At 54.2% G+C, this 15,663-nt stretch carries 13 protein-coding genes and 1 other RNA gene; 3 read left to right on the top strand and 11 right to left on the bottom strand.

The window, feature by feature from the left end; all coding sequences use genetic code 11:
• Window position 1: 1 nt before the first annotated feature.
• The 5 genes from GRI36_RS05550 to GRI36_RS05530 form a co-directional block, all read right to left on the bottom strand.
• Window positions 2–1,678 (bottom strand): ATP-binding protein, encoded by a 1,677-nt coding sequence (locus GRI36_RS05550; protein ID WP_160597553.1) that lies wholly within the window; start codon window positions 1,676–1,678, stop codon window positions 2–4.
• Window positions 1,679–1,765: 87 nt separating this feature from the next.
• The gene (locus GRI36_RS05545) at window positions 1,766–2,521 is read right to left on the bottom strand and encodes a TIGR02186 family protein (protein WP_160597552.1); all 756 of its coding nucleotides are present in this window, start codon (window positions 2,519–2,521) and stop codon (window positions 1,766–1,768) included.
• Window positions 2,518–3,435 carry a sulfite exporter TauE/SafE family protein gene (locus GRI36_RS05540; protein ID WP_160597551.1) on the bottom strand — a complete coding sequence of 306 codons (918 nt, stop codon included), beginning with the start codon at window positions 3,433–3,435 and terminating at the stop codon, window positions 2,518–2,520. Before GRI36_RS05540 ends, GRI36_RS05545 begins: the two co-directional genes overlap by 4 nt.
• Before the next feature lie 46 nt (window positions 3,436–3,481).
• Window positions 3,482–4,639: a hypothetical protein gene (locus GRI36_RS05535; RefSeq protein ID WP_160597550.1), complete on the bottom strand. Its 1,158-nt coding sequence runs from the start codon at window positions 4,637–4,639 to the stop codon at window positions 3,482–3,484.
• Window positions 4,636–6,030, bottom strand: a complete 1,395-nt coding sequence (locus GRI36_RS05530; protein WP_160597549.1) for a glycosyl transferase family protein — start codon at window positions 6,028–6,030, stop codon at window positions 4,636–4,638. Before GRI36_RS05530 ends, GRI36_RS05535 begins: the two co-directional genes overlap by 4 nt.
• 100 nt (window positions 6,031–6,130) lie before the next feature.
• Here GRI36_RS05530 and nhaA point away from each other — a divergent pair, with 100 nt between their 5' ends.
• The gene (gene nhaA / locus GRI36_RS05525) at window positions 6,131–7,363 is read left to right on the top strand and encodes a Na+/H+ antiporter NhaA (RefSeq protein WP_160597548.1); all 1,233 of its coding nucleotides are present in this window, start codon (window positions 6,131–6,133) and stop codon (window positions 7,361–7,363) included.
• A 19-nt stretch (window positions 7,364–7,382) separates the two neighbouring features.
• Here the strand turns inward: nhaA and GRI36_RS05520 are convergent, their stop codons facing one another.
• Window positions 7,383–7,820: a VOC family protein gene (locus tag GRI36_RS05520; RefSeq protein ID WP_160597547.1), complete on the bottom strand. Its 438-nt coding sequence runs from the start codon at window positions 7,818–7,820 to the stop codon at window positions 7,383–7,385.
• A gap of 197 nt (window positions 7,821–8,017) precedes the next feature.
• Window positions 8,018–8,977 carry a TorF family putative porin gene (locus GRI36_RS05515; protein WP_235902171.1) on the bottom strand — a complete coding sequence of 320 codons (960 nt, stop codon included), beginning with the start codon at window positions 8,975–8,977 and terminating at the stop codon, window positions 8,018–8,020.
• Window positions 8,978–9,245: 268 nt separating this feature from the next.
• Between GRI36_RS05515 and GRI36_RS05510 the strand changes: the two genes are divergently transcribed.
• Complete coding sequence (locus GRI36_RS05510; RefSeq protein WP_160597546.1) at window positions 9,246–10,052, top strand: metallophosphoesterase family protein; 807 nt, start codon at window positions 9,246–9,248, stop codon at window positions 10,050–10,052.
• Window positions 10,049–11,374, top strand: coding sequence for a UDP-glucose dehydrogenase family protein (locus tag GRI36_RS05505; RefSeq protein ID WP_160597545.1), 1,326 nt, complete (start codon window positions 10,049–10,051; stop codon window positions 11,372–11,374). The genes GRI36_RS05510 and GRI36_RS05505 overlap by 4 nt, the downstream gene beginning before the upstream one ends.
• 21 nt (window positions 11,375–11,395) lie before the next feature.
• On the opposite strand, the gene GRI36_RS05500 is transcribed toward GRI36_RS05505, so the two are convergent.
• From GRI36_RS05500 to rnpB, 4 genes are all read right to left on the bottom strand, one after another.
• Entirely contained in the window at window positions 11,396–12,175 is a 780-nt protein-coding gene (locus GRI36_RS05500) for a hypothetical protein (protein WP_160597544.1), read from the bottom strand.
• A gap of 161 nt (window positions 12,176–12,336) precedes the next feature.
• A complete protein-coding gene (gene aqpZ / locus GRI36_RS05495) occupies window positions 12,337–13,050 on the bottom strand; it encodes an aquaporin Z (RefSeq protein ID WP_160597543.1) in 714 nt (237 codons plus the stop codon).
• A gap of 165 nt (window positions 13,051–13,215) precedes the next feature.
• A complete protein-coding gene (locus GRI36_RS05490) occupies window positions 13,216–15,162 on the bottom strand; it encodes an alkyl/aryl-sulfatase (RefSeq protein ID WP_160597542.1) in 1,947 nt (648 codons plus the stop codon).
• A gap of 91 nt (window positions 15,163–15,253) precedes the next feature.
• Window positions 15,254–15,657, bottom strand: an RNA gene (rnpB, locus tag GRI36_RS05485) — RNase P RNA component class A.
• Between the last annotated feature and the right edge of the window lie 6 nt (window positions 15,658–15,663).

Genomic DNA, 15,663 nt, shown 5'->3' with positions numbered 1-15,663 from the left:
CTTAAACGCCCTGCGCACGCCAGCGTTGAACGGTACGGTGGACCGCGTCTTCCTCACCGCCACTGCCGTTCCACAATTCGACAAAGCTTGGATCTTCCGAAGCGGGCCGCTTGATTTCTTCAAGGTTATCAAACGCAACACGGATCGGAATGGCGACACCTTCGCCGCAAATAATACACTCGCGGTTACGAAGCGCCGGAATGGAATCAAGGAAACCACGCGCGCCTTCGGGCATCGCAGCCTTCACGAAGGCTTGGTCGCGGTCGTTGTTCAAACGCATGGAGATAATCGTGCCGCATTGCGACAAGACGCCCTCGGCAAGATCGGAAGGGCGCTGGGTAATCAGGCCCAGAGAAATTCCGTATTTCCGGCCCTCCTTGGCAATCCGGCCTAGGATATTGCCAACCGAAGACCCATCCGCATTCGCCTCGTTCGGCACATAACGGTGCGCTTCTTCGCAAACGAGCAGGATGGGGCGGGTTTTTTCGTCGCGCCCCCAAATTGCAAAGTCGAACACAAGCCGGCTGAGAACAGCAACCACGGTCGACGTAATATCCGAAGGAACACCCGAAACGTCGATAATCGAAATCGGTTTGCCATTGCCCGGCATACGGAAAACCTTGGAAATAAAGTCAGCCATCGTATCGCCAACCAACATGCCGGAGAACATGAATTGATAGCGCGGATCGCTCTTCAACTCTTCCAGCTTGTTCTTGATCCGCATGAACGGCGCGGTGTTGGTCGCTTTGTCCAATTTGCCCATCTGGTCCTGAATGGCGTTGCCGAGATCGGACAGCAAATAAGGCACCGGCGAATCGACAGTAATCTTGCCCATAGTATCAGCGAGCCGGTTCTTCTTGCGCGCCTCCAGCAGACAGCGGGCGAGAATGTCGGCGTCAATCTGCCGCTCATTCCCGTGCGAGGTCAGCAAAACTTCACAATGCTCCTCAAAATTCAGCAGCCAATATGGCATCTGCAAATTGGTAACATCAAAGATCTGACCGTTCGTCTTAAACGCAGCAGAATATTCGCCGTGCGGGTCAATCATCACGATATGTCCGTCTGGCGCGGCTTCGCAGATACGGTGCAAGATAAGCGCTGCACTGGTGGATTTACCGGTACCGGTCGATCCGAGCAGCGCGAAATGCTTGCCCAGCATCGCATCAATATAGATTCCGGCACGAATATCCTTTGTCGGATAAACGGTGCCGATTTGAATGTTGGAGCGGCCATCGCTGGCGTAAATTTGTTTGAGGTCCGACGTGGTTGCCGGGTAAATCAGGGCACCGGGAACTGGATAACGCGTCACCCCGCGGCGGAAGCCGTGAATTTTTCCGGTCAGCTTTTCTTCCTGACCTTCACCAAGGAAATCGATATTGGCAATGATGCTGCCGCCTGCCCGGCGATCCTGCCGCTGATTGCGAACATTCGCAAGAAGCCACGCATTACCGATGCGGATTTTGATTTGGCTGCCAACTTGGCCGGCCAGGGCGATCGACGGATCATCATCCGCCATGCACTCGTTAAGCCGCTCAAGATCGAGCGCAATCTGAGAACCCGAACCTGCAATTTCGAGAACCACACCGATGGGCTGGTTCGCATTGTCACTCTTCGCCGGTTTCGGCGCCACTGGCTGTGCCTGCGGCTGTTCGAAGTTCTGGTTACCCATATCACCCATGTTCGCGCCCAATTCTTTGTTTTGGCTAGACTTGGGCTTAGACGCGAATTGGTTAAGATCAGGTCAACCTTGGTGCTGGCGGCGCGACTAAATCAACGCAAACAGCCTGCCCGCCATCCAGCCCATGAAAATGGACAGGAAGACCGCAGCCAGCCCATAGATGAACGCGTTCTCTTTCGAATAGACTTCAACAGCGCGTTCAAAGCCCACTTTGCGAACTTCCACCTCAGCGATTGCAGACGCGATCACCCGCCCTCGCGTAATAGCGAAAGTTTCTGCAGTATAGGTGCCTGTCTGAACGGTCGAAGGGAGTGAGATTCGGGCCTGATAAAGCACTTGCTCGCTGATTTGGACACCGCTCATATCCTCTTTGTAGAGCCCCTGCCTCTCGCGCAAATCAACTAAACCCTCAGTAAACCGGATTTGTTCTTCCGGATCTATGGTCCCGCCGGGCGAGAGTTGAATGAACTTCAACCCCAATTCGTAAATTGCGGCGGTTCGTTCATCCACGATTTCCAGTACGGGCCTGGATGATGCGACCGCGAAAAACGATGGAGCGGAACGGAAGGCGTTGCTTTGCGCGTTGATCCAGACTGGCCCCAAACGCTCTTTTTCACGCAGCCGAATTGCCCCGGTCGGGCCTTTGAGGACCACCACGATATCGTAATCTTCACCGGCGCGGAAACCCGATGGGTCAAGAATGGCACCAAACAGCAGAAGTTCCGTGCCTGTGAAACCTTGCCTGACCTGAATTTCATGTTGCGAAACTTCGGGCACCAAAATGGGATCGCGCTGTCCGGTCAGTGCAAAGAAACACAGGATCAGGATCGCAAGCCGGGTCATAATTGTGTCACCGAGAAGATTTCATCTGGCTGATACAAAAGGCCTAACAACATCCGGATCGCTACCATCAACACAACCACTGCAAGTGCGAGACGCAGCCATTCCGGCTTTACCTTTTGCGCAATCTGCGAACCGACCTGTGCGCCGGTCACCGAACCGATAAGCAAGAACGCTGCGAGCAATATATCGACGGCTTGGGTCGTCAAAGCATGGATCATGGTCGTCGCGATGGTTACAAACAGAATATTGAACAGCGAGGTGCCAACAACCACACTCGCGCTCATGCCCAAAATATACAGCATTGCGGGAATCAGGATGAATCCTCCGCCAACACCCATCAGCATTGTCAAAATCCCCACAATCAAACCTAAAATAAGAGGCGCGAGCGGCGAAATATACAGGCCTGAACGATAGAACCTCCAGCGCAGTGGTAATGCTGTTACGAGTGGATGATGGCGCCTTTTGGGGGCCTTTTTGGCAGCCGCTTCCTTATCCGGCGGATTAATCGTCTCCCATGCTTCCTTTGCCATCAGAGAGCCGATTGTGCCAAGCATCAAGACGTAGAGGATATTAATGACCACATCGATTTGGCCAATCGATTCAAAGAAACGGAACAGGACAGCGCCTAGGCCGGCACCGAAAATGCCGCCAACCACGGTCACACCGCCAAGTTTGTAATCGACGCCTTTTCGCTTTGAATGTGCGAATACGCCTGAGACGCTGGCCCCGGTAACTTGGGTCGAGGCTGATGCAGCAGCAACCGTTGGCGGGACGCCGTAAAAAATCAGCAACGGTGTGGTCAGGAACCCGCCGCCGACGCCGAAGAGCCCCGAGAGAATGCCGGTAAGACCGCCAAGCGCAACAATTACCAGCCCATTGACTGACATATTTGCGATGGGGAGATAAACGTCCATACTTGCGCCCTACCGCACGGACGTGATGGTTTAAAGCTGGATTGGGTTAGAAACCCGTCGAAAGTGTAATTGCGACACTTGAAGGAGGGCTGGCATTACCGGCAATGCGGTGCCGGTAATCAACCGAAAGGCGCGCCGTGCCTTTTGCAATCGGCAACACTAAGCTTGCACTCGGACCGACATCAAGCCGCGATGCGCCCTTTTGCGCCCCGCCCCAGGCGCCGGCTCCTGCACGAACTCTTCCCAAATCAAATGACACGAATTCCCGTTCAATTTTAGCCTGACCATCCGCAAATGGCGTAGCAAAATCGCCCCCGACATAGCCGCCTTGCGCGTAGACCTCCCCTTGCAATCCCAAGGGCAATTTTATTGGCGGAAACTCGGTTACCACAAGCGCGGCAGGACGCAGTTCAAACTCGTCGCCAATCCGGCTAACCCGCATTTCGCCTTGTACTGAGATCGGTAATTGGTTGATTGGCTGCAACGAGAGGCCTGCGGCAATATCGCCGCCCTCGTCACCTGACAGCGCCTTTGTTATTCTCAGATATGCCTTGGAAACAGATTGATCGCGGGATGCAAGCCGGTACCGTAGAATGCCGCCTGCCTGGCTGCTACCATACGCTGCCGGCATCGGCCCAATATTGCCCCGAGCTGTACCTCCGCCTGATCGATAAAACGCCCAACTGTCGAAGGACCACCGCGCTTGTTTTTTCTGTCGGGCCTCCTGCTGGCGCTCACCTTTGGTGCCTGATGGATTTGGGCCGCGACGGATGATCTGCGCATATCTTTCCGGCGCTGGCAAGCGCGCCAACGCCGCCATCCAAAGAACCTGATGTGAAGCGGCGTTACTTGATCGTTTTATCAGTGGAGTCCTCTTCCAAAGGCCTTCCTGTTGCAGAAACTGTTGCTTGCGAACGGGCGCGAACGCAAACTCCTCGGATCGAGCGTCAAGCGCATCAATTCGGTGGATGCCACTTTTTCGAGGCAACAGCACCATGGCGCGGCGTTTCGTATCTGGCGATTTGAGGGTGATCGTTTGATCACCAACGCCAGCAAAGCTTGGCAAATACTCGGGCATATCCACCGGAATAATTGCCGTGAATGGAGATTGCCACAGGACTGACCGCAATCCGACCCACAGTACAATAATAAGCGCCAAGGCGATCACAGGCTGTCCAGCACGCCGCTTGATCGCGATTGTCATATCGTATTGTCGCGTAGCGGCATCATGACCGGATGTTCAAAATGGTCTGTCTTATCCCATTTTAGTGCATGGCCCTTAAGGCTGAGCCAATAGGCTACCAAAGCGCGCCGCCCGGCCATAATCGCGATGATATTGGCAATTGGTACCCTTAGAATAGCACGCAGCCCTTCACCGACTCCATATTCTCGAGCGGTGAATGCAAATCGCCAAGTCACCCGCCAGGCAAAACTCACAAAATTGAGTGCCAAGACGATTTGAAGGATTGGAGATACGTCTAGCGGCTCGCCAAAACCCGCCGATGACAATGCCCACCCAGCCGCAGACAGGATCAACAAAACATAAGCTGCCGCGAGCACAATCGCAGTAAAAGGCCCGCGCCGATCCCTCAATCGCATCCAGAATTCAGCAGGCCTGCCTGACCAACCCAGGCGGTCCCACCCTTGAAACGCTATGCCGTGCACCCAGCGGGTCTTTTGCCTGACTGCCTGATCCAACCGGGCTGGAAAACAGGCGCGAGTGGCAACCAGCCGGCCATCTTGGTAACGTTGTCGAACAAATTTCGCTCTTCCGCCCATATCGGCTACACCAAGGCCCAACTCATAATCCTCGGTAAGACAATCGGCCGCAAATGGACCGCGATCAGCTGTGGTGCTTGCAAGCTTGGTTAGTATAGGTCGGGAGATTGCGCATCCGACACCTGCCAAGGGCATACCGGCGCCAATTGCGTCGCGCACCATCATGGCTTTGCCATGCGCTTCTGCAAATTCTTCGCAATAATGCCCAGCAATCCAAACCGAGTGCGGCTGCGGCATTGGCAGAACCGGAATTTGCGCCAATTCAGCTCCGCGAATAGTTCGGTCAAGCAGCGTGAGCGCTGCTGCATCAACCATATCCTCCGCATCGTGCAGAACGATCATATGAGCGGACTGCATCAATCGGCGCTCGTCTGTTTGCAGGGCTTGGTAAAGGCGGTTCAGGCAATCCGCCTTAGTGCTCGGCCCATCGCAATCATGCACCACCAAGCGCAGCCGAGGATCACCCGATGTCGCCTCTAATACCGCACTCATCGTCGCCGGATCATTACGGTAACAACCAATATACATGCGAAGAGCGGAATGCGGCCAGACATTCAACGCATGCGAGATCGTTGCACCAATTACAGCTGATTCCTGCCATGTAGGAATGAAAACTGCAGCCAGTCCTGTCAGCTCGTGGTGATCAGCCTCAATGCCAAGTGTTTCGGTGCGGATTCGGCCTGCAAGGCGAAACCACAGATAGGCACAATCAATGCCTAACTCATCCAACGCACCGATTAGAAAGAAAACGCCTGCAAATAGCAGAAGCTCGTGCTGCACCAGCACAAACCATTGCCACGCGGTAAAATCTGTCACGAATTCTCGACCCCTGAAGTGAGGTCCCCATCACAAAATGGTCTATCTGACGCAGGCTACCCTTGCAACGGAGAAAGAATTGCGAAAAGGGACACTCACCATGGCCGAAAACAGATTACCTATCCGTTCAGTCTTTGCACCAGTGCGCGCATTATTTGTCAGCGACGCCTCTGCAGGCGTCCTCCTGATTCTAGTGGCAGCGGCGGCTATGCTCGCCGCAAATTCGCCATTAGCGAGCGAATATCACGCGCTGTTTTATGATAAATTCTCTTGGTATCCCCATGCTAAGTTGAGCAATTTTCACTATTTGATCAACGATGGGTTGATGGCGATATTCTTTTTCGTCGTCGGGCTTGAGGTTAAACGCGAGGTAATCTGCGGCCAATTGGCAACACCCGCGCAGAGGCGCCTACCAATCCTAGCCGCAGTGGCAGGAATGCTGGTTCCGGCAGCAGTCTATATGCTTGTCATCGGCGGAGACCCGGCGTTGACCCGAGGCTGGGCCATCCCTGCCGCCACCGATATTGCCTTTGCCATGGGCGTCCTTGGTTTGCTTGGCAGCCGTGTTCCAGCTTCCTTGCGACTATTTTTGCTTACCGTGGCAATCGTCGACGATATCGGTGCGGTGATGGTAATTGCGATCTTCTATTCGGAGATCGGCCCGCAAGAAATGCAATGGCTAATCGCTTCAATAGTGGTGGTCGGCATTATGATGGCGATGAACAGGCTGCATGTTAGCCGGATATTGCCCTATATTCTTGTCGCGATTGTGCTGTGGTATTGCGTGCTCAATTCAGGCGTTCACGCGACGATAGCGGGTGTGGTCGCCGCGCTAACCATCCCCATGCACCGCAAAGATGGTAACAGCCTGCTGGAAAAGATTGAACACAGCCTTGCACCGTGGAGCGCCTATGCGATTGTGCCGATATTCGGCTTCGCCAATGCAGGCGTGAATTTGAGCGGTATCGGAATGAGCAAGATGATCGATCCACTACCACTAGCTGTTGCTGCGGGACTGGTTATCGGAAAACAAGTGGGTATTTTCACCTGCATTGTCGCCGCTGCCAAGACCGGCTTTGCCAAACCTCCTAAAGGCGCCAGCTGGGCTGAAATCTGGGGCATCTCGGTGCTCTGCGGTATCGGCTTTACAATGTCGCTGTTCATTGGCGAACTAGCCTTCCAAGGCCCGGGCGCAACTGCGACATTGCTTCGTGACGAAGCGAAGATCGGCATTCTTGCTGGCTCAATCATATCGGCGGTACTCGGTTACATCGTGTTGCGATTAACTACCGAGCACCCTGATGATCGCAGCGCAGAGCCCGATCCTGCCTAACAGACGAAGCCCTTCAGCGTCACCAAGTGCCGGTATTCTCCATACTCGCCCATGGTTCTTGTTGCGGCAGATTTCCGTCCTGAAGCAGCTCAACGGAAATACCGTCAGGTGATTTGACAAAAGCCATATGCCCGTCGCGCGGCGGGCGGTTGATTACCACGCCCGCATCCATCAAGCGCTGACAAGTCTCGTAAATATTATCGACCCTATAAGCGAGATGGCCGAAATTGCGTCCGCCGCCATAAACTTCCGGCGCGGAGCCGTCTTCGGGAGGCCAATTGTAGGTCAGTTCAATTTCAGCAATGTCCTTTTGCCCCGGCGCTGCAAGAAATATCAGAGTGAACCGGCCGGCTTCAACCTCGAACCTACGGACTTCCTGCAGCCCGATTAGGCCGAAGAACTTGACCGTAGCATCGGGGTCGGACACGCGGATCATACTGTGCAGAAATTTGGTCATCGGTGTGATTACTCCAAGCGTCTTACGGCCAATCAGGGACTTCGCTGTGGCGGAAATTTTCAGTCACCTCAATACCATCCATCACCGATACGGCCAACCGGCACATACCGACCTGCTCCGGACGCATAAAGGGCCCGTGCTTCCCCCCAGAAACACAGGCCCTCTGCTCGGCAGCCCCAAAAGGCGCACAAAGTGGATTACATACTGTAACCGAGTGTGAAGAAGAATCCAGTGTCGGTGAAATCTTCGATCGACGGGCCTTCGGTATCAACGTAGTTTACGCCAAGGCTTAGGCTGTCCGTTACGGCATAGGATAGTCCCACACCCCAATCGAATGAATTGCCGCCAAAATCGGTTGCAAAAGCACCGTCAGTATAACCGAGATGCACCGAAGCAGTCAGCGGTGTCTCGGCAATACCCATCTCGAAATCAGTATAAAGATACAGATTGTCCTGACTACCGAGAGAATCTTGCTCCCATGCATATGCTACGCCAACAGTCGTGCTGACTGGACCCAAATCGTATGAGATCGACGCGTAAGGCTCGAAATAATCAGTCGCAATGCCCGGAACATCACCCGTTGGATAGATGTAATAAAGCAAGCCAACGTCAAACGAAACGCCATCAGATACTTCACCGCTCCAACCGCCGTAAATATCAAGCTCAAGTTCACCAAAGGCAGTGCCGCCCGAGATGGATGAGCCCCATGTGCCGACATAGAAACCGCTTGAGTGGGCAACATCAACGCCGCCTTGCAGCGCGATATCACCATCAGAGAATGATACGCCGCGGAATCGGTAATCGGACACCATCGCAACGTTGCCCGAAATTTCGAGATCGCTGGACGGTTCTTCATCACCAGCCATGCTTTCCCTGCCGAGATCGATGCCAGGCGTCGCGCGAGCAATTGCCAGCGTTTCAGCATCAAGCTTCGCAGTCTCCAAATCGGACATTTCTGCTTGGGTTGGAGTAGTTTGGGCAATTGCAGGACCTGCGACAGGCGCAAGAGTGGTAGCGGCCAGTTCCTCAAGAACTGGCGCAGTCGCAAATTCAGTTTCTGTTGATGTTGTAGTATCAGATGCCATCGCCGGAGTGGCAATAAGCGCAGTGGTAACAAATAATGTTGCGGCGGTAAGGCCGCGCTTGGACGTGAGCATAACAAACTTCCTTGGTTTGTGGGTTGCTTCGTCCCGCCTGCATATTCGCCGGCCACCTCGTTTTGATGTGTGGTCTCGTGCAAATATGAAACAATGTTGCCTTTCAATGCTGCATTGCACAAGGGGAATTACTGCGATGCCCCCAACTTCGTCGAAAGTGTGGGGTTTTTGCATCAGCTGCACCACGGTTCAGCACTATGTCAGCGATTGCAGACCATGGTTGCGGCCACTATGTCGCCTGTAATCTTATAGGAAATACTCAAGCCCGATGTTCGAACCGTTCCGCAAAATCTTCAGCAGCAAACCAGCGCGAAAAAGTGCGAGCGTGCCGGATGGCGAGCGCGCTTACGTAATCGGGGACGTGCACGGCTGCTTGGATCTGCTCGACGCATTGGTTCGGGCTATTGAGGAAGACGATAAAGCGGCGGCCAAGGCTGACACGACAGTTATTTTCTTGGGTGACCTGATTGATCGCGGCCCGCAAAGTGCCGGTGTGATCAAGCTAGCTAGGTTATGGCAAGAATATCGAACCATCCGTTTCCTGCTCGGCAATCACGAGGAGATGTTCCTCGATTCATTCAAAGATACCGACATCCTGCGACATTTCCTCAAACATGGCGGGCGCGAAACCATTTTGAGTTACGGCGTAAGCAATCAGGATTTTAACAAGGCCTCTACCAAAGAACTTCAGGCCATGATGAAAGACCTTGTGCCCAAAAATGACCGGAAGTTCCTCAAGGGCTTCGAAGATATGGTCGAAATGGGTGATTATATGTTCGTCCATGCTGGGATAAATCCGAAGAAGGCGATGGAAGAGCAAAAGGCCCGCGAATTGCGGTGGATTCGCGAGCCATTCCTGAACCACAAAGAACACCATTCGCATATCGTGGTTCATGGTCACACGATCACCGAAGACATCGAAGAGAAAAAGAACCGGATTGGCATCGACACAGGTGCTTATCGCCACGGAGTGTTGACCGCATTGGTGCTGGAAGGCGATACACGCCGGTATATTCAGGCCGTCACCAAGAAAAAAGGCGGTATCAAGATCGTAAAGAGGGACGAAGCATCATGAAAATCGCAATGGTTGGCTCGGGATATGTCGGGTTGGTATCTGGCGCATGCTTTGCCGATTTCGGTCATGATGTTGTCTGCATTGATAAAGACCAGTCAAAGATTGACGCACTTCATCAGGGCATCATGCCGATCTACGAGCCTGGCCTCGCAGAATTGGTCGGTACCAATGTCAAAGCTGGCCGCCTTTCTTTTACGACCGATCTGGCCAAGGGCATTGAAGGTGCTCAGGCAATCTTTATCGCTGTGGGCACCCCCAGCCGCCGCGGTGACGGCCATGCGGATCTGACCTTTGTTTATGCTGTGGCCGAAGAAGTTGGCGCGAGCCTATCCAACGACGCGGTTATAGTTACCAAATCAACCGTTCCGGTTGGCACAGGTGACGAGGTCGAGCGCATTTTGGAAGCCAGCGGAACAGCACATAAGTTTGCAGTCGTCTCCAACCCGGAATTCTTGCGCGAAGGCGCAGCCATCGGCGACTTCAAGCGGCCTGACCGGATCGTAATCGGGTCGGAAAGTGAATTTGGCCGTGAGGTAATGCGCGAAGTTTACCGTCCGCTATTCCTTAATGAATCGCCAATTTTGTTCACCAGTCGCCGCAGCGCCGAGCTGATTAAATACGCCGCCAACGCCTTCTTGGCGACAAAGATTACTTTCATTAATGAGATGGCCGATTTGTGCGAAAAAGTCGGTGCAAACGTGCAAGATGTCAGCCGCGGCATCGGCAGCGACAACCGTATTGGACCAAAATTTCTTCACGCAGGGCCTGGCTATGGCGGATCATGCTTTCCGAAAGATACGCTTGCATTGCTCAAAACGGCTGAAGATTATGAAAGCCCTGTTCGCATCGTAGAAGCTGTGGTCAAAACCAACGAAACCCGCAAACGCGCCATGGGCCGCAAGGTCGTGGACGCGCTGGCCAAACATTATGGCGGAGGACCAGATGCAGTACGAGGCAAGAAAGTTGCGCTACTTGGCCTGACCTTCAAACCAAATACCGATGACATGCGGGACAGCCCCGCGATCGCGATCGCGCAAACTCTGCATGACGCAGGCGTGGTAGTTGCTGCTTATGATCCCGAGGGTATGGATATAGCCGCTCCGCTGATGCCTGAAGTGACCATGACTGACGACCCTTATCAAGCAATCGAAGGAGCGGACGCAATCGCGATTGTGACCGAATGGGACGTCTTCCGTGCTTTGGATTTCTCCCGCGTCAAAGACTTGGCCAACGCCCCGATTCTGGTCGATTTGCGTAATATTTACGACCCCGAGGATGTTCGCGCAGCAGGCTTTGAATATTCGAGCATCGGCAGGGCCTGACCGTTCTCTTAGGCCGCCAAATTACCAGCCAAGCCAGCGTTGCCGATTGCTTGCAAACCTTAATTGAGCTGCCGCTGCCGAAACAATCAGAACGGCCGAGAACCCTGTCGCTACTGCGATTTCTGAATGCAGCTGTCCGCCTTTGAAATAGATCGCTAACAGCGCCCACAGAAAGGTAATTGCGTACCAAGGATTGCCCTTGCTTCGCCCCACCGCGAGCGATGCAATAAGGCCGCCAACCATTAGTATGGCAGCCGCGATCAAAGGATATTCCTCGGCGCCACCAACGCCGTGATATTTGAGCGAGGCAGAAATATTTACGATGCTCGCAGCGGTGAGCCAAGCTGCAAGCGAGCTGAATGTCAGCGCCGCAATCCAACGCTCCCCTGTAGCGAGTGGCTCCGCATAGGCCACCAACTCGCGCAAAATGACCAGCAAGCAAGCTAGTGAAGAAAGGATAATGAGCGCCGAAACGATGGTCAGATTGTTGAACTGCGTATAAGTCGCCCACAAACCATTTCCTGCAGTCGCACCGGCCGCATACCAACCAATCCGGTCAACCAACACATTGCGGCGCTGGGCAGGCAACGCTTGCCAAATGGCAAATATGGCGCACCCCAAGAACAACAAGCCCCAAATCGAAAATGCCCAACCTGATGGCACGACCAAAGTTCTGATCGCATCAGAACGGGTCCCAATCTGCTCACCAAAACCCATGCTGGGCAGAAAAGTCGACCCAATCTGGAAAACGACAGCCAATATGATGGCTAAGCGTTGGGCAAGGGTTCGATCGGTTGTCATTATATTGCTCATACAGCAGCAATGGTGCGCAAGGATTAGAGTTCCCAATTGCCTCCGCGAGAAACCTGTTGGTCAGAAAATAAACCCCGCTATCCGACATAATGCGAATAGCGGGGATCACAGTCCGATCAAGAAACGGACGTCATTCGCGTTGCGACGATTTATTCGCCGCCAATGTCTTCTAGCGATTCACCGGGTGTCAGCAGAAAGCGCCAGATTGCAGCACCAATTGCTGCGCCCACCAAAGGCGCAACCCAGAACAACCACAGCTGTCCCACAGCGCCAGTCTCTGCGAAGAAAGCCACGCCGCTAGAGCGTGCAGGATTAACCGACGTGTTGGTTACCGGAATAGAGATCAAGTGAATCAACGTCAGGCAAAGCCCAATGGAAATTGGCGCAAAACCGCCTGGAACCGCCTTCGAAGTCGATCCAAGGATCACAATCAGGAAGCCCGCCGTCAGAATAATTTCAATCAACAAGGCCGAGATTATCGAATATTTGCCCGGCGAAAGATCGCCATAACCGTTCGAGGCGAAACCGCCGGGAGTCCAGCCGGTTTGGCCAGATGCAATCGCGTAAAGTGCCCACCCGGCTATCGCGGCGCCGATCAGCTGCGCAAGCCAATAGGGCAGCAATTCTTTCCAATCGAACCGATTGGCAACCGCTAGGCCAAGCGAAACCGCTGGGTTGAAATGGCCGCCCGAGATTCCCCCAACAGCATAAGCCATGGTCAGCACCGTCAGGCCGAATGCCATCGAAACGCCGACAAAACCAATTCCAAGTTCCGGAAAACCGGCGGCAAGAACGGCCGAGCCGCACCCACCAAACACCAACCAGAATGTGCCGAATGCTTCGGCTGCTAATTTACGGGTCATCAATCCCTCCCCTTAAAAATTACCGCACCGCACTTTTCCAGAATTTTCCCAAGTTCAAATCTGGCGTCAAAACTGTGCCAAAGCAGCGTACAACAATTTGGCGAGCTCCGGAGTAAATTGGGGTAAAATGTAAAGTTCCAGACGTAAATCAGTCGGAAACCCCTATTATGGCTCGACGATTTCGAACGATGGTGTGAGCGTGTCTAAAGCCCCGAACATCACGCCGAGCGCACCAATATTTCCGTCAGCCTGAGCGGTTCCGGCCCCGATCAGACCAGGCAAAGTTACCTCTTGCGCCAGCAAGCGGTTCATATCAGACCGGTTGATCGTCAACTTCACCGCAGGATTGGCGCTTGGCCCGTTCCGCGGGAACATCACGCTGCGCCGCATATCAACGGTTACAGCCTCTCCCGTATCGGCAAATTCGAATACAATCATCGCTTCTGCGCCTTGCATTTTGGCCGGATTGTACCGAGCCGCCAGCGCGTCAAACAAATCGATTGTCGGGATTGCGGCAAGGACTTGGGCCGAAACCGAATTAACGCCTCCCTCTGCGGGCGGATTGCGCAAGTCCTCCGCAGCAGCGAGGTAGATATTACGCCATGTGCCGCCCTCGGATTGGAAGCCCAACTGCTCATAGGTCGCCGCGAGCCATTGCTTCGCCGGATCATTGGCAGGTTCTGCGAAAACCAAGGTTTGAAGCAGTCGCGCGGCCCAGCGATATTCACCTTTGTCAAAGGCATCTCGGCCCTGTGCCAAAGTGGCCTCACCACCGCCAAGTGCACCAACCCACTTTGTGGCTTCTTCCACTTTGGGCAAAGCGTCATAATCAGCTGGAACCGCGTTCCACCAACCGAAATATCGCTGATAGACGGCTTTCGCATTGTGCTCGTAGGTCCCGTAATATCCTCGCACTCCGAAATCGCTGGCAGCAAAATCTGGCTCGCCAATCTCCTCGGCAATCTCATCCATGGTCAAACCTTGGTTTGCCATCCGCAGGGTTTGGTCGTGAATGAACCGATAATTGTCACGCTGGTTGCGCAATTTTTGGCGCACCGCATCCTTGCCCCATGTCGGCCAATGGTGCGAAGCAAGCATAATGTTGCTCTTATCGCCGAACTCGGTCAAAAATTCGTCGATTTTCCGGCTCCATTCCAGCGTGTCGCGGACAATCGCACCACGCGGCGTCAGAACATTATGTTGCGTGCGTGTCACCACTTCAGCTCCGTGAAAGGCGCGGAATTTGGGTAGGTAAAACACGAATTCAGCTGGCGCCTCTGTTTGTCCTGCATCAATGAAATCAAAGGTAATGCCGTCAATATCGATTGATTGCGCTTCTTGCGACAATTCCCGCGTGGGCGGCAGCAGGCCGATTGCGCCAGTCGATAATTTTGGCCCGAGCCCCACGCCGATGCCGCCAGCCGCGCCAGACGGAACCCTTGCAGCGAACTGATATTGCGCGCGCCGGCTCATGGCGTTGCCAGCCAAGACGCTTTCGCCGACCGTTTCCTTCATGAAACCAAATGGCGCGTAAATCTCGACTTCACCCGAGCGCAATTCCTCAGCAGAAGTAACGCCAGACACTCCGCCGAAATGGTCGCCGTGGCTGTGAGTGAACAACACCGCAACAACCGGCCGCTCGCCCAAAGTCCTGTTTGCCAGATCAAGCGATGCCCTTGCTGGTGCAGCCGACAGCAGCGGATCAATGACTATCCATCCGGTGTCTCCTGCAATCAACGTCATCACCGACAAATCATAACCACGCACCTGATAAAGACCCGGAGCAACCTCAAACAAGCCGTGGATCGCGGCCAATTGGCTTTGCCGCCACAGCGACGGGTTTGCGGTCGCGGGAGCATCACCGGCAAGGAAGTCAAACTCGTCAACTTTCCACGCAAGCGAACCGTCCTCGTTGAGTATGTCGCCATCGAGCTGAGCCAATAGTCCGCGCCGTGCGTCGATAAAGTCTTGCTGGTCATCCAGCGGCAGCTCGCCCGCAACCGACTTGTTCCGATCCGCAGTCTGTTCCGTAGCGGTGCCCGGTTCTGGCGGGGCATTGCCGATCATCATGGTGGCGAACGGCAAGGCAAATAGTAATGTGGCGGACTTCATGGTCGATCCCCTCGTTTTTATATTTTGGGGTATTTGAACCGCTCGCTGCTATTGCTGCAAGGGGTTTTCTCACAATCGGGAATTAACCAGAAGTGCCAGGGGGCCTGTAAGCCGGGTTCTGTCTCGCAGGTGGTTTCCCCGAAGGGACCCGATCTGCGAGGGCAGCCATTCCTCTAGGCTACGGATTGCTCCGCAGCTCAAGCAGCCAACCCGGGCGGTCGATACGAAACGCATCTGCTTCAGGCCAAAGCCTTTGGCGCGCCGCCCCTATTTGGCCTTGCTCCGGGTGGGGTTTACCATGCCGCCGCTGTTACCAGCCGCGCGGTGCGCTCTTACCGCACCCTTTCACCCTTACTTCGCCGAAACGAAGCGGTCTGCTCTCTGTGGCACTATCCCTACAGTTTCCTGCGGCGGGCGTTACCCGCCACCCTTGTTTCGTGGAGCCCGGACTTTCCTCGGTACTATTGCTAGCAACGCAGCTGCCCGGCCCCCTGGCAAGTG

The organism is Pontixanthobacter gangjinensis, from assembly GCF_009827545.1.
Taxonomy (GTDB): Bacteria; Pseudomonadota; Alphaproteobacteria; order Sphingomonadales; family Sphingomonadaceae; genus Pontixanthobacter; species Pontixanthobacter gangjinensis.
The sequence above is the reverse complement of the archived record's forward strand: the minus strand, read 5'-3'. Positions and strand labels throughout refer to the sequence as shown.

Excerpts from the sequence above, each read along its gene's own strand:
- GRI36_RS05550 (WP_160597553.1), bottom strand. The coding sequence starts at position 1,678 with ATGGGTGATATGGGTAACCAGAACTTCGAACAGCCGCAGGCACAGCCA.
- GRI36_RS05540 (WP_160597551.1), bottom strand. The coding sequence starts at position 3,435 with ATGGACGTTTATCTCCCCATCGCAAATATGTCAGTCAATGGGCTGGTA.
- GRI36_RS05500 (WP_160597544.1), bottom strand. The coding sequence starts at position 12,175 with ATGACAACCGATCGAACCCTTGCCCAACGCTTAGCCATCATATTGGCT.
- GRI36_RS05490 (WP_160597542.1), bottom strand. The coding sequence starts at position 15,162 with ATGAAGTCCGCCACATTACTATTTGCCTTGCCGTTCGCCACCATGATG.
- aqpZ (WP_160597543.1), bottom strand. The coding sequence starts at position 13,050 with ATGACCCGTAAATTAGCAGCCGAAGCATTCGGCACATTCTGGTTGGTG.
- GRI36_RS05515 (WP_235902171.1), bottom strand. The coding sequence starts at position 8,977 with ATGCTCACGTCCAAGCGCGGCCTTACCGCCGCAACATTATTTGTTACC.
- GRI36_RS05510 (WP_160597546.1), top strand. The coding sequence starts at position 9,246 with ATGTTCGAACCGTTCCGCAAAATCTTCAGCAGCAAACCAGCGCGAAAA.
- GRI36_RS05535 (WP_160597550.1), bottom strand. The coding sequence starts at position 4,639 with ATGACAATCGCGATCAAGCGGCGTGCTGGACAGCCTGTGATCGCCTTG.
- nhaA (WP_160597548.1), top strand. The coding sequence starts at position 6,131 with ATGGCCGAAAACAGATTACCTATCCGTTCAGTCTTTGCACCAGTGCGC.
- GRI36_RS05520 (WP_160597547.1), bottom strand. The coding sequence starts at position 7,820 with ATGACCAAATTTCTGCACAGTATGATCCGCGTGTCCGACCCCGATGCT.
- GRI36_RS05545 (WP_160597552.1), bottom strand. The coding sequence starts at position 2,521 with ATGACCCGGCTTGCGATCCTGATCCTGTGTTTCTTTGCACTGACCGGA.
- GRI36_RS05505 (WP_160597545.1), top strand. The coding sequence starts at position 10,049 with ATGAAAATCGCAATGGTTGGCTCGGGATATGTCGGGTTGGTATCTGGC.